The sequence below is a fragment of the Nonomuraea aridisoli genome, assembly GCF_003236395.1.
In the GTDB taxonomy this organism is placed as follows: Bacteria; Actinomycetota; Actinomycetes; order Streptosporangiales; family Streptosporangiaceae; genus Nonomuraea; species Nonomuraea aridisoli.
In genome coordinates, this window is the sequence record NZ_POUD01000054.1 from 1 (window position 1) to 19317 (window position 19317).

Genomic DNA, 19317 nt, shown 5'->3' on the forward strand with positions numbered 1-19317 from the left:
CGCCGTCTGATCAACCTCGGACTCGCCCACACCAACGGCATCTGGACTGTCATCCCGATCACTGCATAGCAAAAGGGTGAGCCGACTCATGCCGACTCACCCAGCAAGATCTTCAGGACACTCCTAGAGCGGCCGGTCCCGCACATCCGGACGGTAAGGCGCCATTGACCGGTTTGCCGGAAAAGTTTACTTTGATGGCCTGGAAAGCGCTTTCTGATCAGATTCTCCTCCGAGAGCCCCCCATCCATCGGGAGCGCCATGAGACGCCCTGTCCGGAAATCCCCCTCCGTGTTCACCGCCGTCCTGCTCGTCCTCGCTCTCGTGCTGGGGCAGGTGACGCCCGCCCAGGCCGCGGCCGCGCGGTTCCGCGTGCTGGTCTTCTCCAAGGTCACGAACTTCCACCACGACTCGATCCCCGCCGGCATCGCCGCGATCGAGAAGCTCGGGGCCGAGCACGACTTCGAGGTCGAAGCCACCGACGACGCGGGCGCCTTCACCGGTGACAACCTCGCTCGCTTCCAGGCCATCGTGTTCAACAACACCAACTCCACCCCGGAGTCGGGCGACCTGCTGAACGCCGACCAGCGCGCCGCGCTGCAGAAGTTCGTGCGCGATGGCGGCGGCTGGGTCGGGCTGCACGCCGCGTCGGCCAGTGAACGCGACTGGCCATGGTACGAGGGTCTGGTCGGCGCGATCTTCGACCAGCACCCGGCGATCCAGGTCGGCCGGGTCAAGGTGCTCGACCATGCCCACCCTTCGACCAAGGACCTGCCGGACCTCTGGGAACGCACCGAGGAGTGGTACAACTGGCGGGCCAACCCCACAGGAAAGGTCCACACGCTCACTCAGATCAAGGTCCGTGACGGGATCAACGGCCTGGACGAGGGCGTCGACCACCCGAGTTCGTGGTGCCAGAACTACGAAGGCGGCCGTTCGTGGTACACCGCCCTGGGCCACGCATCCGACGCGTACTCCGAGCCGGCGTTCCTGAAGCACCTGCTCGGCGGCATCGAGTGGGCCGCGGGGGCGGCCCCCGGCGACTGCTCGGCGACCGAGACGGGCAACTTCCAGCGGGTGCCGCTCGTGACCGAGGACCTCGCCGACCCGTTCGAGCTCGCGGTCGCGCCGGACCGGCGCGTCTTCTACGCCCAGCGCACCGGCGAGCTGAAGGTGATCGACCAGGATTCCCTGCGGGTCACCACCGCGCTGAACTTCGACTACTCCCCGGAGATGACCAGTCAGTCGGACGGCCTGCTCGGGCTGGCCCTGGACCCGAAGTTCGCGGAGAACAACCGGCTGTACGTCCTGCATTCCGACAAGGCGGCGAACCGGCTCAACCTTTCCCGGTTCACCGTGTCCGGGAACACGGTCGACCCCGCGACGCAGAAGGTGCTGCTGACCATTCCGACGTGGCGTGGCGAAGGACGGGCCAACGTCCACATGGCCGGTTCGCTCGCCTTCGACACCAAGGGGAACCTCTACGTGGCGACCGGTGACAACACCGACCCCTTCGCCTCCGACGGCTTCGCCCCGATCGACGAACGCGAAGGACGCCGCGCCTGGGACGCCCAGGGCACCGCCGGCAACACCAACGACCTGCGCGGCAAGATCCTCCGCATCACCCCGCAGGACGACGGCACCTACGGCATCCCCGAAGGCAACCTCTTCGCGCCCGGCACCGACAGGACCCGGCCCGAGATCTACGCGATGGGCATGCGCAATCCGTTCCGAATCACCACCGATCCGCTCAGCGGCGCGCTGCTCGTCGCCGACTACGGCCCGGACGCCCGCCAGGCCGATCCGAACCGAGGCCCCGAGGGCACGGTCGAGTTCAACCGCATCACCAAGGCCGGCAACTTCGGCTGGCCCTACTGCATCGGGAACAACACGCCGTTCAACGACTACGACTTCGCAACGGGGACCTCCGGCGCGACGTTCGACTGCGCGGCCCCGGTCAACGACTCGCCCAACAACACGGGCCTACGTGAGCTGCCGCCCGTACAGCCCGCGCTCGTGTGGTACGCCTACTCCGCCTCGGCGGAGTTCCCCGAGGTCGGCACCGGGGGCGGCGGCCCGATGAGCGGGCCGGTGTACGACTACGACGAGGCCAACCCGAGCAAGACCAAGTTCCCCGAGTACTTCGAGGGCAAGTGGTTCACCTACGAACTCACCCGCGGGTGGTTCAAGACCCTCTCCATCCAGCGCGAGGACCAGACCTTCACCGACCCGCGCTTCGCTCCGGCGCGCGCGGGCGATCTGCAGTCGATCAACACGGTCTTCCCCGACATGTCGTGGATCCAGCCGTTCGAAGCCGATTTCGGGCCGGACGGCTCGCTCTACGTCATCGACTTCGGCGAGGGCAGCGGCACCGGGCGCGGCGGCAGCAACGAAGGCGCGGGCATCTATCGGATCGACTACGTGGCGGGCGGCCGTCCGCCGGTCGCGAAGCTCTCCGCCACCCCGGACTCGGGTCCCGCCCCGCTGACGGTGACGTTCTCCAGCGAAGGCTCGGAGTCTCCCGAGGGCGTGCCCCTCACGTACGCGTGGGACTTCGACGGCGACGGCACCACCGACTCCACGGAGGCCGAACCGACTCACACCTACACCGCGAAGGGCCGCTTCACCGCCCGGCTGACCGTCGAAGGGCCGGAGGGCCTCACCGGCGTCGCCGTGCACGACATCACGGTCGGCAACAGCCGGCCAGAGGTGCGGATCCAGGCGCCGCCGGACGGCGGCATGTTCGACTTCGGCGACACCATCACGTTCACCGTCAAGGTCAAGGACGCCGAGGACGGGCGCATCGACTGCGGCCGGGTGGTCGTGCAGTCGCAGCTCGGCCACGACAGCCACCTGCATCCGCTGGACAACTACACCGGCTGCGAGGGCGAGATCGTGACCGACCCGGGCGAGAGCCACGGCCCGGGACAGAACCTCTATTACGCGATAAGCGCGCAGTATGAGGACGAGGGCGCCGCGGAGGCGCCGAGCCTCATCGGGTCGGCGTCGCTGACGCTGCGGCCGAAGTTCCGGGAGGCCGAGCACTTCACCACGACTGGCGGCGCGAGCGACGGCGTCCAGGTCGCGGACCGTGCGGACGCCTCGGCGGGTAAGCGGCTCACTGAGATCGAGCACGGCGACTGGATCACCTTCGACCCCGTCCACCTCAAAGGGATCGACTCGGTGACCCTCGGCGTGGCGTCGGGCGGGATCGGCGGAGACGTCGAACTCCGGGCCGACGCCCCCGACGGGCCGCTGCTCGGCAAGGCGACGGTGCCGAACACCGGCGGCTGGGGCAACGTGATCTCGCCGACGATCGACCTCGCCGACACGGATCTTGCCGCAGGGGGGACCGTACGGCTCTACGCGGTGTTCACCAACCCCGGCTGGTCGGCGGACCAGCCCGACCTGCTCGCCCTCGACTGGCTGCACTTCAACGGCAAGGGCGTCGAGAAGCGCCCTGGCGGGGAGGTGGCCGTGACGGCCGCTCCGGACGACGGCCCGGCTCCGCTGGCCGTGTCCCTCCAGGGTCAGGCGAAGTTGCCGAGCGGAAGGACCGCCATGAGCTGGCACTGGAACTTCGGCGACAACACCGCGGCGGACGGGGCCGCCACCGCCTCCCACACCTATGCCAGGAAGGGGACCTACACCGCGCATCTGACCGTCACCGACGACAAGGGTGACACGACGACCGGCTCGGTCGAGATCACGGTCGGCTGAAACGCCCGGCGAGGACGGTGGCCGGGAGCGACGACGACCCGGCCACCCCGCCCTCACCCGCTCACGACTTCTCACACGCTCACACAGGAGTTGAAGCCATGAACGACCCGACTCGAACCGGCCGGCCCGGGAGCGGCATCAGCCGGCGTTCGTTTCTCGGCGGCGCGCTGGGCACCACAGCGGCGGTCGCCGTGGTCGGCGGCGCGGCGGCGCCGGCTCGTGCTGACGACCTCGCCGGTGGGGAACACGCCAAGCGGCGTATCCCGCCGAGCGGTATCGGCATGCACCTGTACACCATGCGAGGACCGCTCGCGCAGGATTTCGAGGGCACGCTCGAGCAACTGGCCGCCATCGGTTACGCCACCGTCGGGGTCAGCGGACGCCACGGATACGACGCCACCCAGATCCGCGGCATGCTCGACAGGACCGGCCTCAAGGCGGTGCTCGAGCACGTCGGCTACGACGCCATCACGAGCGGGCGCTGGGAGCAGGCCATCGACGACGTACGCACGCTCGGGGGCAAGTGGATCGTCATCCCGAGCCTGCCGTCATCGATGCACAACCCGGCCGGATACCGGGAGGCCGCACGGCGGTTCAACGAGGCAGGGCTGACCGCCCGCAGCGCCGGGCTCAAGCTGCTCTTCCACAACCACGAACCCGACCACAGGGTCGTGGAGGGAGAGTTGCTCTACGACATCCTGGTGGACGAGACCGATCCGGCGCTCGTCGGCTTCGAGTTCGACCTCTACTGGGCGGCCAAGGGCGGCGGTGACCCGGCGAGCTACTTCCGGGAGCACCCGCGCCGCTTCCCCGCTCTGCATGTCAAAGACATGGCGCCCAACGGCGACTTCGCCGACGTGGGCTCCGGCGTCCTCGACTTCGCGGGGATGTTCCGATACGCGCGCAGGGGCGGCGTCAAGCAGTGGCTGGTCGAGCACGACGCACCGGCCGACCCGTTCCTGACCGCCCGCAACAGCTACGCCCATCTGGCCGCCCTGCGGTACTGACGCCCAGGTCGTGGCGTGCCGGAAGCCTGGCACGCCACGAACCGGTCACGAGCCGATCACGAGCCGATCATTGGGGGCGGGCCTCCAGGACGTCGACGGCGAGTTCGCGCACGACCGTCTCGTCGACCTCGACGCCGAGCCCCGGGCCGTCGGGCACGTGGGCGATGCCGTCCTCGATCCGGACGGTAGGGCCGGCGTACGGGGACTCGATGAACTGCCGGCCGTTGAGGTCGACCGGCGTGTCGATCCCGAAGGCGGCGAACAGGTGGAGCGACGCGGCCAGCCCCAGGTCCGAGTCGGTGAGGCCGGAGCCCATGAGCTGCACCCCGGTGTCCTCGGCGAGCGCGCACAGTCGCCGCGACAGGGTCAGACCGCCGCTCCGCTGCACCTTGGCGATCGCGATGTCCACGGCCTCGAGGCGGACGAACGTGGCCAGGTCACTCGGGTGACGCAGGCTCTCGTCGAGCGCCACGGGAACGGGGGATGAGTCGCGCAGCCGGCGCAACCCGGCCACGTCGTTGGCGGGCAGCGGTTGCTCCAGCGCGGTGACGCCGAGCGGCTCCAGCCGGCGGGCCACCCGCAGCGCGGCCGGCGCCGTATAGCCCTGGTTGGCGTCGACCCAGAGCGGCGCGCCGGGCGCGTGCTCGCGTACCGCGGCGGCGACGGCGACGTCGGTGTCCTCGTCGTGCAGCCCGATCTTCACCTTGAACGCACGGTAGCCGTGCTCGCGGCCCTCGGCGACGCAGTCGCCCACCTCGGCCGGCGACTGGCCGGAGACGATCCAGCCCAGTTCGACCGTCTCGGTGCGGCGCCCGCCCCACAGCGCGCCGAGCGGCACGCCCGCGGCCCGGCCCAGCAGGTCGTGCAGCGCCGTGTCGACCGCGCTCTTCGCCAGGGGCGCGCCGATCGTGAAGCCCCGGTTGATCGCACGGTCGAAGGCGGCGTCGACGCCGTCGAGATCCCACACGGGCATGCCCAGCACCGCGGGGGCGAGATAACGGTCGATGGTGGTGACGATCGACTCGGCCGTCTCGTACGTCCACGCGGGGATCGGCGTCGCCTCGCCCCAACCGTGCACGCCGTCTGCGCTGACCTTCACCAGCACGCGGACGCTGGGCCGGCCCGCCACCGTGACCGCGCCGCCCGAGACGCCGAACGAACGGCGGGTGGGCAGCGCGACGGCGAAGGTCTCGACCCGGTCGATGGTCAGCTCGGTCAGCCGGAACATACGGTGCTCCAAACTCTCGGGAATCAGAGTGGGGCGGTGCTGGCGCGCAGCACCACCGCGCCGTCGAAACGCGCGACGCGCGAGCGCCGGCGCGGCGGTTCCCGCAGCGCGAGGGCCATGACCGCCTCCCCCATCTCGGCGAGGGGCAGCGCCACGGTCGTGAGCGGGGGGCTGAGGTCGCGCACGACAGGGATGTCGTCGAAGCCGGCGAGCGACACGTCCTCGGGGACGCGCAGCCCGTGGTCGCGCAGGGCCGCGAGGGCGCCGATCGCCATCACGTCGGTGATGGCGAAGACACAGGTCGCCCGGAGCCCGCGCTGGAGCAGGCCGGAGCACGCGTCATACCCGCCGTCCCGGGTGAAGGCCCCCTCGACGATCTGGTCGGGGGCGAGGTCGACGCCCGCCCGCGCCAGGGCGTCGCGGAAGCCGCGGAGCCGGTCGGACACGGTGGTGAGCGCCCGCGGCCCGGTCAGCACGGCGAAGTCGCGGTGCCCGAGGTCGAGCAGGGCGCGGGCGAGCGCCGCCCCGCCCGCGCGGTTCTCCGGCAGCACCGTGTCGACCCGCAGGGTGCGATGCCGGCTCACGACCGCCACCCGCCCGCCGCCGCGCAGGTACGGGTCCAGTTCGGCGCTCATCGCGCGCTCCCACGCCCGGTCCTGGAAACCGGAGCTGATCAGCAGGATGGCGCGGGCCCGCTGGGCCCGGAGCGTGGAGACGTAGGCGATCTCGCGGGCGGGGTCACGGAAGGTGCTGGCCAGCATCATCAGCAGTCCCCGCTCGGAGGCGGCCCGCATGACGCCGCTGGCGATCGCCGCGAAGTAGGGGTCGCTGACGTCGTGGCAGATGACCCCGACGACCCGGCTCGAGGCGCTGGCGAGCGCCTGCGCGTGGGCGTTCGGGATATAGCCCAGCAGGTCCGCGGCGGCCAGTACCCGCTCCCTCAGCTCGTCGCGGACCCTGGTGGTCCGATTGAGCACGCGCGAGGCCGTCGCGGGAGAGACGCCGGCGTGGCGGGCGACGACCTCGAGAGTCACGTGGGCCGGTGCTGCGCGCTCGCTCACGATGTACCCCCGATCAAGGCAGTGGCACGCTTCGAGACAACGGTGCGGCTATTGACCTCATTCGATGTGATCTTTACGTTATCAGAAAGCGCTTTCAGAAAACGCTTTCCAGCCGCCCCGGTGGCGAAGGGACGGTTTTCCGACGGCAGAGGAGGTCATCGTGGAGCACGGCAGGACACCTACGGTGCCGGCGGCCTCCGCGGCGGGCGCCGGCAACGGGGTCGCCGGCGTGGCCGAACGAGCCCGGCCGGGCATCGCCGACCGCGCCCTCGAGACGCTCGCGCGGTCGTGGCGGCCGCTCGCGCTGCTCGTGGCCTGTTTCGCCGTCTGGTGGGCGGTCTCGGCGGCTCGCCTGGTGGAGCCGTATCTCGTGCCGTCACCGGGCTCGACCTTGCAGGTGATGCGGGACAAGGCCGGTTACATCTGGCACCACGGCTGGGTGACCACCTACGAGACGCTCCTGGGATTCGCGATCGCCGTCGCCGTCGGCGTCCTCGCCGCGGTGATCATGGTGTACTCGTCCACCGTCGAGAAGACCCTCTACCCGGTGCTGCTGTTCGCTCAGGTGATCCCCAAGATCGCGATCGCTCCGCTGTTCATCGTCTGGCTGGGCTTCGGCATCGCGCCGAAGATCGTGGTGGCCGTGCTGATCGCCTTCTTCCCCGTGGTCATCTCGATGGTCACCGGCCTGAAGTCGGTCGACCCCGAAATGGTGCAACTCTCGGCGACCATGGGCGCCGGGCCGCTGCAGACCTTCGTGAAGATCCGCTTCCCGGCGTCTCTGCCGCACCTGTTCTCCGGCCTGAAGGTGGCGGTCACGCTGGCCGTCACCGGAGCCGTCGTCGGCGAGTTCGTCGGCGCGAACGAGGGTCTCGGATTCGTGATCCTGCAAGCGAACGGGAACCTCGACACCCCGATGCTGTTCGCCGGGCTGATCGTCATGTCGCTCATCGGCGTGGTCCTCTTCCTGCTCGTGGAGATCGCCGAAAAGCTCCTGCTCCCGTGGCACGCCAGCCGCCGGGGAGACGCCGTCACCACCACCTACTGACCCCACCTACTGATCATCGCCTCCTACCCCGACCGAGGAGCGCCCCACCATGAAACTCCGCACCCTCGCCGCCGGCCTCGTTCCCCTGCTCGTGCTCACCGCGGCATGCGGCGGAGGAGGCTCCGAGAAGACCACGAGCGCGTCGGGCAAGGAGCTCGACCGCGTCACGCTGACGCTCAACTGGTACCCGTACGGAGAACACGCGCCCTTCTACTACGGGAAGAAACAGGGCATCTACGAAAAGCACGGCATCGACCTGCAGATCCAGGCGGGTCAGGGCTCGCAGAAGACCGTGCAGGCCACCGGTGCGGGCCAGACCGACTTCGGCTGGGCCGACACCCCGGCCCTGCTCGCCGGCGTGGGCCAGGGCATCCCCGTCAAGAGCCTCGGGGTCTTCCTGCAGATCACACCGGCGTCCTTGCAGTTCTTCACGGAGAAGAACATCAAGACCCCGGCGGACCTCAAGGGCAAGCTGATCGCCGGCACCGCGGGCGACGCGCTCTCGAAGACCTTCCCGGCCTTCCTGCAGAAGAACGGGATGAAGGAGAGCGACGTCCGGATCCAGAACACCGACCCCGCCGGCAAGATCGCCGCGGTGATGTCCGGCCAGGCCGACGCGCTGCTCGGGTACGCCAGCGACCAGGGTCCGACCATGCAGGACAAATCCGGCAAGCCGGTGTCGTACCTGCGCTTCTCCGAGCTCGGCCTGAACTTCTACTCCAACGGTCTCATCGCCGGCGAGCGCATGTTGCAGAGCGACCCCGACCTGGCCAAGCGGATGGTGACGGCGACCAGTGAGGCATGGGCGGCGGCGGAGCGGAGCCCACAGCAGGCGGTCGACAGCATGCAGGGCGCCTCGGAGCAGTTGCCGCCGGCGAAGGTGCTCACCGACCAGTTCAGCACCACGCTGACGCTCCTGCGCACCGATGCCACCCAGGGCAAGGCGCCCGGCGTCAACACCGAGGCCGACTGGAAGGAGACCATCGACGTCTTCGCCCAGGCAGGCGTGATCCCCGACCCCAAGCCGCCCGCGGACTACTGGGACGCCGGCGCGGCGATGAAGGGCTGACGATGAACGAGGAGGTCGAGCAGACCGTCGCCCTTGCCGAAGGCGGCGGGGACGCGGCCGCCGTGGACGTCGACGACGTGGCCGTCCGCTTCCGTACCAGGAAGAAGGACGTCCTGGCGCTGCGGCAGGTCTCGCTGAGCGTCGCGACGGGCGAGTTCGTGGCGATCGTCGGGCCCTCCGGCTGTGGAAAGTCGACCCTGCTCAAGCTCGTGGCCGGGCTGCTCAAGCCCTCGTCCGGCGCCGTACGGCTGCACGGCGACGCGGTCACCGGCCCGCGCCGCGACATCGGCTATGTCTTCCAGCGCGCCGCGCTGCTGGAATGGCGCAGCGCCCGGCGCAATATCCTGCTCCAGGCGGAGATGCGGCATATGCCGAGCGCGGCGGCGCGCAAGCGCGCGGACGAGCTCATCGACATGACCGGCCTGCGCGGCTTCGAGGACGCCTACCCCCACGAGCTGTCGGGTGGCATGCAGCAGCGCGTGGCGCTGTGCCGCGCGCTGCTGCACCGGCCTCCCGTCCTGCTCATGGACGAGCCCTTCGGAGCGCTCGACGCGCTGACCCGCGAGCAGATGAACATCGAGCTGAACCGGATCTGGCGCGAGACCGGCACGACCGTGCTGCTGGTCACCCACTCGATCGCCGAGGCCGTCTACCTGGCGAACCGGGTGGTCGTGATGAGCGCCCGGCCCGGCACCGTCACCGAGATCATCGACGTCGCGCTGCCGGCCGAACGGGACTACGCCGAGACCATGGGACTGGAGGAGTTCTCCAGCGCCACGACGCGGATCCGCCGCCTGCTCGGCGCCGCGTCAGGCGCCGAGTGACCAGACCCGGGACGACCCCGGCCATGGGCACACCACCGCGGACATGGCGCGACTGGGCCGGCGCCTGGCTCGGCCTCGGCGCTGCCCCCGGCGCGCTCGTGCTCGGGGCGCAGATCGGTGGACGGCACGACGGGCACCTGCCGGTGCAGGTGCTCGCGGCCGGCGGGATGGTGATGGCCCTGCTGCTCGCCGTGCAGGGACGGCTGGGGCTGCGCGCGCCGCTCGGCGAGAACGCGACGCTGTCGGAGCTCACCCCGCGCTACCTGCCGCGCACGGCCGACCACGGCGTCACCGCGCTGCTCGCGATGGCGATGATCGGCTGGTTCGGCTTCAACGTCGGGCTCGGCGGCGGAGCGGTGGCCGCCTTGCTCGGGCTGCCCGACCCGCTGGGTGTCCTGCTGCTGGGCGTACCGGTCGCGAGCATCCTGCTTGCCGGCGCCGGCCGGTGGAACCCGGTGGCGGTGGCGGCCACGATCAGCGCGATCGCGCTGATCGCCATCGTGGCCGTCCGGCTGCCGCCGCCGGAGCCCGTGCTCACGACCGCTTACCAGGGTGGCGGCCGGTTCGCGGCGGACGTGGCCGTCTACCTCGGGTACGTGGCGGTGTTCGCCGTACGGGCGCCGGACTTCACCGTCGGCCTCGGCCGGCGGCGCGACCTCGCATGGTGCGTGGTCCTGCTGGTCGGTGCGGCGCTCGCCGCGAGTGCGGTGGGCGCCGGGCTCGCGGCGGCCAGCGGTTCCACCGACGTCGTCGCCGTGCTCGCCGGCCCGGGCGGGCTGCCCGCCGCCAACCTGTTCGTGGCGGCCTCCGTGGTGGCGCCCACGCTGACGACGCTGCACTCAGGTGCGCTCGCCGTGCGCCGGTTCGGCCGGGTGTCGCACCGGTGCGCGATCCTCGCGATCGCGCTGCCCGGCCTGGCGCTGGCGTTGCTGCGTGTGGACCGGCTGATGGTCGCCTGGCTCTCGCTGCTGGCCGCGGTGCTGCCCGCCCTCATCGTGCCGTTCGCGGCCGAGGCCGCCCGGCGGCGTCGTGGCCGCGCGCCGCGCCAGGTGCCCACGTGGACCTGGGCGCCCGCCTCGGCGCTCGCGCTCGGCCTGACCGTCGCCGCGAGCCCGGTGGCGGCGGTCGCCGGCGTGGGCGCGGCGGCCGCGGCGACCGCCGCCCACATGTTCTCGGTGTGGCGGGCGGGCCCGCCCGGGAGGAGGCGGGATACCGACCTCGGATCTTGATCAGTTCCGGGGAGACCTGCGCGAACATGCTCTTCCATGCCATCTTCTGGGCTCTCCATATCGCCTCCGGACTCGCGACAGCCGTTCTGCTGCTGTTGCCCTTCGGCTGGGCGAGCCGTGGTCGCCGATTCTGCTCTTGGCTGGGGATCCGGAGCCGGTAGGTGCAGCCATACTTGCTGTGGCGCAGGTCACGTCGGTGTGGTGTCACAAGGATCGGCCGGCCGGCAGCTCATTTACGACCGCTGACCACAGCAGGGAGTGCACGATGGAAGACGGCCCCCGGGGACCCGGCGATGCCGGTGCGCCGTTGTCCTGGGCCTTCGTGATCTCGCGTCAGCCCCGCGCCGTGTCCCGGCTCCACCGGTTTCCCGGGGCTCAGGCCAGGGTGTCGATCCAGCGTTCGAGGCGGCGTCCTTCCGTCTCCATGAGGGCGGGGTCGCGGAAGGTGTTGGTCAGCAGTGCCGCGCCCTGGTACGCGGCCAGCAGCGCGACCGCGAGCTCGCGGGCGTCGTCGCGCCCCATGGCCGCGAACTGGCCCGCCACCCAGTCGAGCAGCCGCGCCATGACCCCGGCGACGGCCCGGTCGAGGCCGTCGCCGCGTTTGTCGAGCTCGGAGGCGAGGCTGCCGGTGGGGCAGCCGTGCCGGGCGGTGAGATCGCGCTGCTCCACCCAGCCGCGCAGCAGCGCCTTGAGCCGCTCCTGCGGGGCCGGGAGGCGTTCCAGGGTGGCGACGAGCGACTCCAGCTCACGGGCGTGGGCGTCGATGGCGGCCTCGACGAGCTGGTCCTTGGTCTTGAAGTAGTAGTAGACGTTGCCCACGGGGACGTCGGCCGCGCGCGCGATGTCGGCGAGCGTCGTCTTCTCGACCCCCTGCTCGTGGAGCACCCGTACGGCGGCGCCGGCCAGCCGTTCCCGCTTCCCCGCCCGCTTTGAGTCAGTCACCTGACTAACTATAGACACGCCCTTCGCCCGCCCGCTATGGTCACCGTACTGAGTCAGCCGACTAACTAAGGACGTTCATGCACATCCAGCACGTGCTCGGCTCCACCATGGCCCACCGGGAGCTCGGCTCCGGCGCCCCCGTCGTCTTCCTGCACGGCAACCCCACCTCCTCCCACCTGTGGCGGAAGGTCATGCCCGCCGTCGCATACGGCCGCCGTCTGGCCCCCGACCTGATCGGCATGGGCGCGTCCGGCAAACCGGCGATCGAGTACACGTTCGCCGACCACGCGCGCTACCTGGACGCGTGGTTCGACGCCCTCGGCCTGGAGGACGTGGTGCTCGTCGGGCACGACTGGGGCGGCGCCCTGGCCTTCGACTGGGCCGCCCGCCACCCGGGCCGGGTGCGCGGGATCGCCTTCACCGAGGCCGTCGTCAAGCCGATGAGCTGGGCGGAGCTCCCCGAGGGCGGCCGGGAGACGTTCCGGGCGATCAAGACGGAGGGGGTGGGCGAGGCGATGATCCTCGACGGCGAGGACTACTTCCGGCGGGGGCTGCCCGCCACCATGGCGACGCCGCTCGCCGAGGAGGACGTCGCGGCCTACCTGCGGCCGTACCCGACGCGGGAGAGCCGGGCGCCGCTGCTGCGCTGGGCCCGGTCGCTGCCGCTGGGCGGGGAGCCCGCCGACGTCGTGGCCAGGATGGAGGCGTTCGGCCGGTGGGCGGCCGGCCCGGAGGTGCCCAAGCTGCTGATCGGCTTCCGTCCCGGGCCGGGGGCGATGTGGACGCAGGAGACGATCGCCTGGTGCGCGCGGACCATGGCGTCCCTGGAGATCGCGGAGCACGACGCCGTCGCCGGCCACCACACCCCCGAGGATCAGCCCCTCGCCATCGCCGCCGCCGTCTCGGACTGGATCGCGAAGCACGCCGGATGACCACCCGGATGACCACTCGGATGACCACGCTGACAACCCCGCTGTGACCTGCGGCGACTCTGCGTGCGAGACTCGTTGCACAGGGATTTCTCGTCCCGGCGAAAGGGTGCAATTCGGGGGAAGCCGCCATGCGCGACGTGCACGACGAGGGCATCAGCGGGCTGGCGTTCGAGGTGCTCGACCCGGCGCCGGTGGCCATCGCGGTGACCAAGGGCCCCGACCACCGGCTGGTGTACACGAACATGGCGTACCGGACGTTGTTCGGCCACTGCGTCATCGGATCGCCGCTCAAGCAGGCCTTCCCGGGGCTCGCCGAGCACGAGCACCACCTCCTGTTCGACGCCGTGTACAGCACGGGCTCGCCGGTGGTCCGCACGGGCGCGCCCGCCCCCGACACGCTGACCGGCCCCGCCGGCGGCGAGCGGTACTTCACCTTCAGCCTGTCGCGGATCACCTTCGGCGGCGGCGCGCAGGGCGTGCTGGCCGTGTTCATGGAGGTGACCGAGCAGGTCGAGGTGGCGCGCCGGCTGCAGGAGGTCGCCGACGAGCGGCGCCGCATCCTGCGCCGCTACCACAGCCTGATGCGCGTCAGCGCGGACGTGATCTGGGTGACCGACCCCGACGGCAAGGTGATCATGCCGAGCCCCGGCTGGGAACGGGTGACCGGCCAGACATGGGAGGAGTACCGCGGCAAGGGCTGGCTGGACGCCCTCCACCCCGACGACCGCCCGCTGACCATCAAGTCCTGGGCACGCGCGGTCCACGACCCCGGCTCGCCGTGGGAACGCGTCTACCGCCTGCGCACGGAGGACGGCGGCTACCGCCACTTCCTGGCGCACGGCGTCCCCGTGCGGGAGGACGGCCGGCTGGTGGAGTGGGTCGGCACGATCAGCGACATCGAGGACCAGTGGCAGGGGCAGCGCCGCAGGCGGCTGCTCGACGCCGCCGCCGCGGCGACGTCCGACCTGACGAGCGTGGAGGAGATGCTGAACGCGCTCGCGAACGTCATCGTGCCCGAGCTCGCCGACGGCTGCGGCTTCCACTGGGTGATCGACCTGTCCGAGGACCTCTCGCGCGGCGGCGACTTCCTGCTGGAGCGCGTGGCCACCGCCGTGGGCGACGGCCTGCCGCGGCTGCCGCCGTTCAGCGAGGAGCGCCACGCGCCGGACGGCAGGCTGGCCCGCGCGATCCGCCGCCGGCGGCCGTTCCGTAAGACGTTCCCTCCGGGAGAGCCGCCGGCGGACCTCGTGCCCAAGGGGACGCGGGTGTGGCTGGAGACCACCCGGGGCCACTGCGTCGCGGTCGTCCCGGTCGTGGTCGACGGGGCGGTCGCCGCCGTGGTGACCGCCTCCATATGCGGCGACCGGCCGCCGATCAGCCAGGGCGACCTGGCCCTGCTGCGCGAGATGATCGACCAGATGCACGACCGGCTGAACAGCGCGATGCGCTTCCAGCGCACCCACCGCATCGCGCTGGCGCTGCAGCACAGCCTGCTGGCCCAGCCGCCGCGCGTGCCGGGCCTGCAGATCACCGCCCGCTACCGGGCCAGCCCGACGGCCGCCGAGGTGGGCGGCGACTGGTACGACTCGTTCGTGCTGCCCGACGGCGCCACCGTGCTGGCGATCGGCGACGTGGCGGGCCACGACCTGCGGGCCGCCGTCGCGATGGGCCAGCTGCGCAACATGCTCAGGGCCCTGGTCGTGGACCGGCAGGAGCCGCCCGGCCACATCCTGGCCCGGCTGAACGCCGCGATGAAGACGCTCTACCCGGAGGAGACGGCCACGTGCGTGCTGGCCCGCGTCGAGCGCTGCGACGGCGGGCACCGGCTGAACTACGCCGTCAGCGGGCATCCGCCGCCGCTGCTGGTCACCGCCGGCGGCGAGACGCGTTTCCTGGAGGGCGCGGCCAACCCGCTGCTCGGCATCCCGTACGACAGGCCGTGCAGGTCGGCGCGGGAGCCGCTGCCCGCCGACAGCACGCTGCTGCTCTACACCGACGGCCTCGTCGAACGCCCGGGCGAGCACCTCGACCAGGGCTTCGACCGGCTGCGCGAGCGGGCCGCGGGGCTGTGCCGGGCGTCGCTGGACAGGTTCTGCGACGACCTGCTGAGCTTCCTGCCGCGCAAGGCCGACGACGACGTGGCCATGATCGCCCTGCGCCTGCCGACCGGCTGAGGCGGCGCGGTCACTCGCTCTGGCGGCGGCGCATGTCGTGCTGGGCGAAGATCTCGATCAGCACCCGGACCGGCAGCCCGGCCTCGGTCGGGTAGCGGAACGTGCGGTCGAGGTTGAGGCTGTAGCGGTTGCGCCGGCCGACCTTGTCGCGGTGCAGGTAGCCGGCCTCGTACAGGTCACGGACGATGCCCTGCACCGCGCGCTCGGTGATCCCGATGGTGGCGGCGATGTCGCGCAGGCGGATCTCCGGATCTCGGGCGATCTCCACCAGCACGCGGGCATGGTGGGTCAGGAAAGTCCACCGGGACGGACGGTCATCGGTCACACTCACGGCCTTCGCCTCCATCCCCGGTCGCGCGGCCCGTCGTTCGGGGCGCCGGGGAGCCTGCAAACTCTCGTTAACCGAAAATCCTATGACGAACCGGCTTTCCGGTAACCATCGCCCTGGCCGAACTGTGCGCGAGCCCCCTGCGGGGCCGCCATCCCACGACCAGAGCCACGGCGAGCAGCAGCTCAGCGAGGTCCCCACCGTAGTACATGATCTCGGCCGCGCCCCGGCGCTGCTCGTCCGGGACGGGCAGATCCACCAGGAGGCCGGCGTACATGAGTTGCGACAGACCGGCGTGCACGGCGACCGCCACGCCCAGCACCACCAGCCGCGCCGGCACCGATGGGCGGCGGGGGGCGGGGTCGGGGCCGGCGATCACCCACGCGAACAGACAGCCGGACAGCAGGAAGTGCGCGTGGACCGCCTCGTGCAGCCAGGGCTCGCCGGCCGTGTGCCGGTAGAGCGGCGTGCAGTACAGGACCACCATGCCGCCGACGCTCAGCACCAGGGCGGTGACGGGATGGGCGAGGACGTGCAGGGGGCGCCCGCGCAGCAGCGCGCCGAGGCGGCGGGCGCGGGCGGCGGGCAGCGAGCGCAGCAGCAGCGTCATCGGCGCGCCCAGCACCAGCAGCAGCGGCGCCAGCATGCCGACGAGCAGGTGCTGCAGCATGTGGGCGCGGAAGTCGTGCGCGGCGGCCCCGGCGACCGGCCCGGCCACGGCGGCGGCCACCAGCGCCGCGCCCGCCGCGAACGACGCCGTACGGCGGCCGCGCCACCCCCGCGGGTCCCGCCGCAGGCGGGCGGCCGACACGAGGTAGGCGGCCGCCGCCAGGAGCGTCACGAGCAGGACCGGTGACACGCCGGCGGCGGCGTGAACGTGGTGCGTCACGGCGCCGGTTCGCGGTCACGGCACAGGTCGACCGGCCCGGCCGAACGTTGCAGCGCCCAGCCGGCGGCCACCAGGACCGCGCCGAGCAGCAGGAACCCCAGGTCCCACCAGAGCTGGTGCGGCCCCGTGCGGACGTGGTGGATGCCCAGCAGGTGGTGGTCGATCACGCCCTCCACGAGGTTGAACAGCCCCCAGCCGACCAGCGCCCACCCCCACAGCGCGCGCGAGCGCCACACCCGGCCGCGCGAGCCGGTGACGCGGGAGTAGAGCAGGCCGAGCCCGGTGAGCACGGCCAGCCAGGTGACGGTGTGGAACAGGCCGTCCCACAACGTGTTCATCCGCAGGCCCGGCACGGTGTCGGGCGAGTAGAAGCGGATGCCGGCGTTGTCGGTGTCGGTGCTGCTCAGCATGTGGTGCCACTGCAGGACCTGATGGAGCAGGATGCCGTCGACGAAACCGCCGAGCCCGACGCCCAGGATCGTGCCGGGCAGCGCGATGCCGTTGCGGTCCGTCACGTCAGGGTTTCTTGCCCATGGTCTGGCGGATCACGTCGCGGACCCGGTCCATCATCGCGACCGGCGTGCCGACCAGCAGGTTCTTGGTGGCCGACTCGGTGCCGGGATGCGGGTGGGTGGGCGCCATCGCCTCGGCCGCCTTGACCCCGGCGGCCATCGAGCGCCGCTCGGCCTCGCTGGTGTGGGCGCGCAGCTGCAGGAACTCGTAACGCTCCTCGCTGCGGGCGTGCGCCTCCACGGCGGCGCGCAGCATCAGGAGGTTCTCCATGAAGTCGGGGGCTGCGGGACCGGCCTGGTCCATCCGGCTCAGCAGCTCCTTCGCCTCGTTCTCCTCGGCGAGACGGTCGTCGATCACCTCGTCGCCGCCGTCGATCTTGCGGCGGGCGTACGGGTGGACGATCTCCTCCTCGGCCGTCTCGTGCACGGCCAGCAGCCGGACGAGCCGGGTGAACGCGTCGGCGCGGTCCTTGGCGGACGCCTGCTCGACCTCGTCGAACAGGTCCCTGATCATGGCGTGCTGGGCCTGGAGCAGGTCGATGACGTCGGTCTCCCCCATCGTCTCCGGCGCCGTCCTCTGAGCGGTCATGTCAGCTCCCTCCATCGGGTACGGGCGGTGCCTACCCGAAAGAAGACGGCACACGCCCGCGCACCGGCGGGCCGCCAAGACCCTTACCAAGTCCGGACATTCGGGCGAGAGGGTCCAGAGATTGACCAGGGAAGCCTCGGGTAGGGCACGCCGTCGCAGTCATCTCAAGCAGCGCGAAGGAGCGCATTCATGACCTTCAACCCACTCCGCGAGCGGGGCATCCCGTTGGACAAGCAGCTGCGCAACTGGCGCGAGCTGAACGTCACGCCCACCGACCCGGACCACGCCGACCCGTACACCCGCTGCCGGATCATCACCATGAACGGCATCGAGGTCGAGGCGGTCATGTTCAGCCACCACCTCGCCCGGCACTGCCCCGACACCGAGCTGAAGCAGCAGCTCGCCCGGGTGCGCTACATCGAGGCCCAGCAGCAGAAGGCGGTCAACTGGCTGCTGCCCGGCCTGGCCTCGGTGCTGGAGACCACGATCGCCTACGAGCAGGTGGCCGTCGACCTGACCGCCTGGGTCGCCCGCATGGAGCCGGACCCGTACCTGCAGCAGGCCTACCAGTTCGGCGTGCTGGAGGACTTCGACCACCTCTACCGCTACGCCAACCTGTACGAGATGATCGAGCACCGCAAGGCGGAGAAGATCGTCGACCAGCTCACCGAGGTCATGCCGGGACGGCCGACGTACCTGCACCACCGCGACCCGGTCGACAACGTGCGCGAGCCGTACGACCGCAACAGCACCGCGCCGATCAGCAAGCTGCACGCGCTGACCATCATGTCCGCCGAGCAGCAGACCATGAACTTCTACATGAACGTCGGGCCCATGTACATGGAGCCCATCGCGCGCCAGCTCTACCAGGAGATCGGCCTGGTCGAGGAGGAGCACGTCACCCACTACGAGTCCCTCGTCGACCCGGGCGAGAGCTGGTGGGAGATGCTGCTCAACCACGAGTACAACGAGTGCTACCTGTACCACTCGTTCATGGAGACCGAGAGCGACCCCAAGGTGAAGAACATCTGGGAGCTCCACCTCAACATGGAGCTGGAGCACCTGCGCCTGGCCGCGGAGCTGTTCAAGAAGCACGACGGCCGCGACCCCGAGCAGGTGCTGGCTCCGGAACTGCCCGCGCCCGTGACGTTCGAGCCGAACAAGGGTTACATCCGCGAGCTCATCGCCACCCAGATCGACTACACGACGCTCGGCACCGGCTACGTGCAGGAGGCCCACGAGCGGTTCGAGAAGATGCAGGAAGCGATCATGGGCGGCGAGAAGGCGCCCTCGGAGCGGATCATCGACGAGAACCGCGAGCGGTCCGGCCGGGAGTACCGGCTGCAGACCGAGGGCGAGCACCCGGTGCACAGCCTGCAGATGCAGCGCTGACACCTTGCCCCGCCCCCAGCGTGGCGGCGCGCCCGAGCGCGCCGCCGACCCCCGGGTTCAGGTGGGGCGGCGGTGGATCCCGATCAGATGGCCGTTGTGCCGGACCTGCGCGGCGTCGTAGGGGCACATCGGGCGCGTCACGTACGACTCGGCGATGTCGTGGGCGTGCGCCCGGTCGACACCCCAGCCGATCGTGTGCCAGCGAGCCCGGCCGTCCTCGGCGGTTGTGTCCAGGACGGCGATCTCGAACAGTTCGGCGGCGGCAGGAGGCGTGCAGGGGACGCGGGCGGGCGCCCCGGCCCGGCCTGGCGCTGTCGCGTGCTCCTCCATGGGGATCTCCTTCCGATCTCGATCTCGACCCGCACATATGTGCCCG

The 19317-nt window shown here is 71.1% G+C and carries 17 protein-coding genes; 9 read left to right on the top strand and 8 right to left on the bottom strand.

Annotated features, from left to right (window positions below):
- Positions 1 to 258 precede the first annotated feature (258 nt).
- Complete coding sequence (locus tag C1J01_RS15385) at positions 259 to 3717, top strand: ThuA domain-containing protein (protein ID WP_111179647.1); 3459 nt, start codon at positions 259 to 261, stop codon at positions 3715 to 3717.
- Between the two features lie 98 nt (positions 3718 to 3815).
- Complete coding sequence (locus C1J01_RS15390; RefSeq protein WP_111179648.1) at positions 3816 to 4724, top strand: sugar phosphate isomerase/epimerase family protein; 909 nt, start codon at positions 3816 to 3818, stop codon at positions 4722 to 4724.
- A 67-nt stretch (positions 4725 to 4791) separates the two neighbouring features.
- Here the strand turns inward: C1J01_RS15390 and C1J01_RS15395 are convergent, their stop codons facing one another.
- Positions 4792 to 5952: a mandelate racemase/muconate lactonizing enzyme family protein gene (locus tag C1J01_RS15395; RefSeq protein WP_111179649.1), complete on the bottom strand. Its 1161-nt coding sequence runs from the start codon at positions 5950 to 5952 to the stop codon at positions 4792 to 4794.
- Positions 5953 to 5975: 23 nt separating this feature from the next.
- Positions 5976 to 6986 carry a LacI family DNA-binding transcriptional regulator gene (locus C1J01_RS15400; RefSeq protein ID WP_111179650.1) on the bottom strand — a complete coding sequence of 337 codons (1011 nt, stop codon included), beginning with the start codon at positions 6984 to 6986 and terminating at the stop codon, positions 5976 to 5978.
- 187 nt (positions 6987 to 7173) lie between these two features.
- Here C1J01_RS15400 and C1J01_RS15405 point away from each other — a divergent pair, with 187 nt between their 5' ends.
- The 4 genes from C1J01_RS15405 to C1J01_RS15420 are packed head-to-tail and all read left to right on the top strand — an operon-like array spanning position 7174 to position 11183.
- The gene (locus C1J01_RS15405) at positions 7174 to 8061 is read left to right on the top strand and encodes an ABC transporter permease (RefSeq protein WP_235854456.1); all 888 of its coding nucleotides are present in this window, start codon (positions 7174 to 7176) and stop codon (positions 8059 to 8061) included.
- Between the two features lie 49 nt (positions 8062 to 8110).
- Complete coding sequence (locus C1J01_RS15410) at positions 8111 to 9130, top strand: ABC transporter substrate-binding protein (protein ID WP_111179652.1); 1020 nt, start codon at positions 8111 to 8113, stop codon at positions 9128 to 9130.
- Positions 9131 to 9132: 2 nt separating this feature from the next.
- On the top strand, positions 9133 to 9954 hold the full coding sequence (locus tag C1J01_RS15415; protein WP_111179653.1) for an ABC transporter ATP-binding protein: 822 nt from the start codon (positions 9133 to 9135) through the stop codon (positions 9952 to 9954).
- A 23-nt stretch (positions 9955 to 9977) separates the two neighbouring features.
- Positions 9978 to 11183 (top strand): SLC5/6 family protein, encoded by a 1206-nt coding sequence (locus C1J01_RS15420; protein ID WP_111179654.1) that lies wholly within the window; start codon positions 9978 to 9980, stop codon positions 11181 to 11183.
- Positions 11184 to 11558: 375 nt separating this feature from the next.
- On the opposite strand, the gene C1J01_RS15425 is transcribed toward C1J01_RS15420, so the two are convergent.
- Positions 11559 to 12125: a TetR/AcrR family transcriptional regulator gene (locus C1J01_RS15425; RefSeq protein WP_111179655.1), complete on the bottom strand. Its 567-nt coding sequence runs from the start codon at positions 12123 to 12125 to the stop codon at positions 11559 to 11561.
- Between the two features lie 77 nt (positions 12126 to 12202).
- On the opposite strand from C1J01_RS15425, the gene C1J01_RS15430 reads away from it, so the two are divergent.
- Together C1J01_RS15430 and C1J01_RS15435 are read left to right on the top strand one after the other, a co-directional pair.
- The gene (locus C1J01_RS15430) at positions 12203 to 13057 is read left to right on the top strand and encodes a haloalkane dehalogenase (RefSeq protein ID WP_111179656.1); all 855 of its coding nucleotides are present in this window, start codon (positions 12203 to 12205) and stop codon (positions 13055 to 13057) included.
- A 128-nt stretch (positions 13058 to 13185) separates the two neighbouring features.
- Positions 13186 to 15231, top strand: coding sequence for a SpoIIE family protein phosphatase (locus C1J01_RS15435; RefSeq protein WP_111179657.1), 2046 nt, complete (start codon positions 13186 to 13188; stop codon positions 15229 to 15231).
- A gap of 10 nt (positions 15232 to 15241) precedes the next feature.
- Here C1J01_RS15435 and C1J01_RS15440 read toward each other — a convergent pair whose 3' ends face one another.
- The 4 genes from C1J01_RS15440 to C1J01_RS15455 form a co-directional block, all read right to left on the bottom strand.
- Entirely contained in the window at positions 15242 to 15562 is a 321-nt protein-coding gene (locus C1J01_RS15440) for a MarR family transcriptional regulator (protein WP_220039924.1), read from the bottom strand.
- A gap of 67 nt (positions 15563 to 15629) precedes the next feature.
- Positions 15630 to 16448 carry a cytochrome c oxidase assembly protein gene (locus C1J01_RS15445; RefSeq protein ID WP_111179659.1) on the bottom strand — a complete coding sequence of 273 codons (819 nt, stop codon included), beginning with the start codon at positions 16446 to 16448 and terminating at the stop codon, positions 15630 to 15632.
- Entirely contained in the window at positions 16445 to 16963 is a 519-nt protein-coding gene (locus C1J01_RS15450) for a DUF2243 domain-containing protein (RefSeq protein WP_111179660.1), read from the bottom strand. The genes C1J01_RS15445 and C1J01_RS15450 overlap by 4 nt, the downstream gene beginning before the upstream one ends.
- 1 nt (position 16964) lies before the next feature.
- The gene (locus C1J01_RS15455) at positions 16965 to 17549 is read right to left on the bottom strand and encodes a hemerythrin domain-containing protein (RefSeq protein ID WP_235854457.1); all 585 of its coding nucleotides are present in this window, start codon (positions 17547 to 17549) and stop codon (positions 16965 to 16967) included.
- A gap of 189 nt (positions 17550 to 17738) precedes the next feature.
- Between C1J01_RS15455 and C1J01_RS15460 the strand changes: the two genes are divergently transcribed.
- On the top strand, positions 17739 to 18941 hold the full coding sequence (locus C1J01_RS15460; protein WP_111179661.1) for a hypothetical protein: 1203 nt from the start codon (positions 17739 to 17741) through the stop codon (positions 18939 to 18941).
- Between the two features lie 57 nt (positions 18942 to 18998).
- On the opposite strand, the gene C1J01_RS15465 is transcribed toward C1J01_RS15460, so the two are convergent.
- A complete protein-coding gene (locus C1J01_RS15465) occupies positions 18999 to 19271 on the bottom strand; it encodes a hypothetical protein (protein ID WP_111179662.1) in 273 nt (90 codons plus the stop codon).
- Positions 19272 to 19317: the final 46 nt, after the last annotated feature.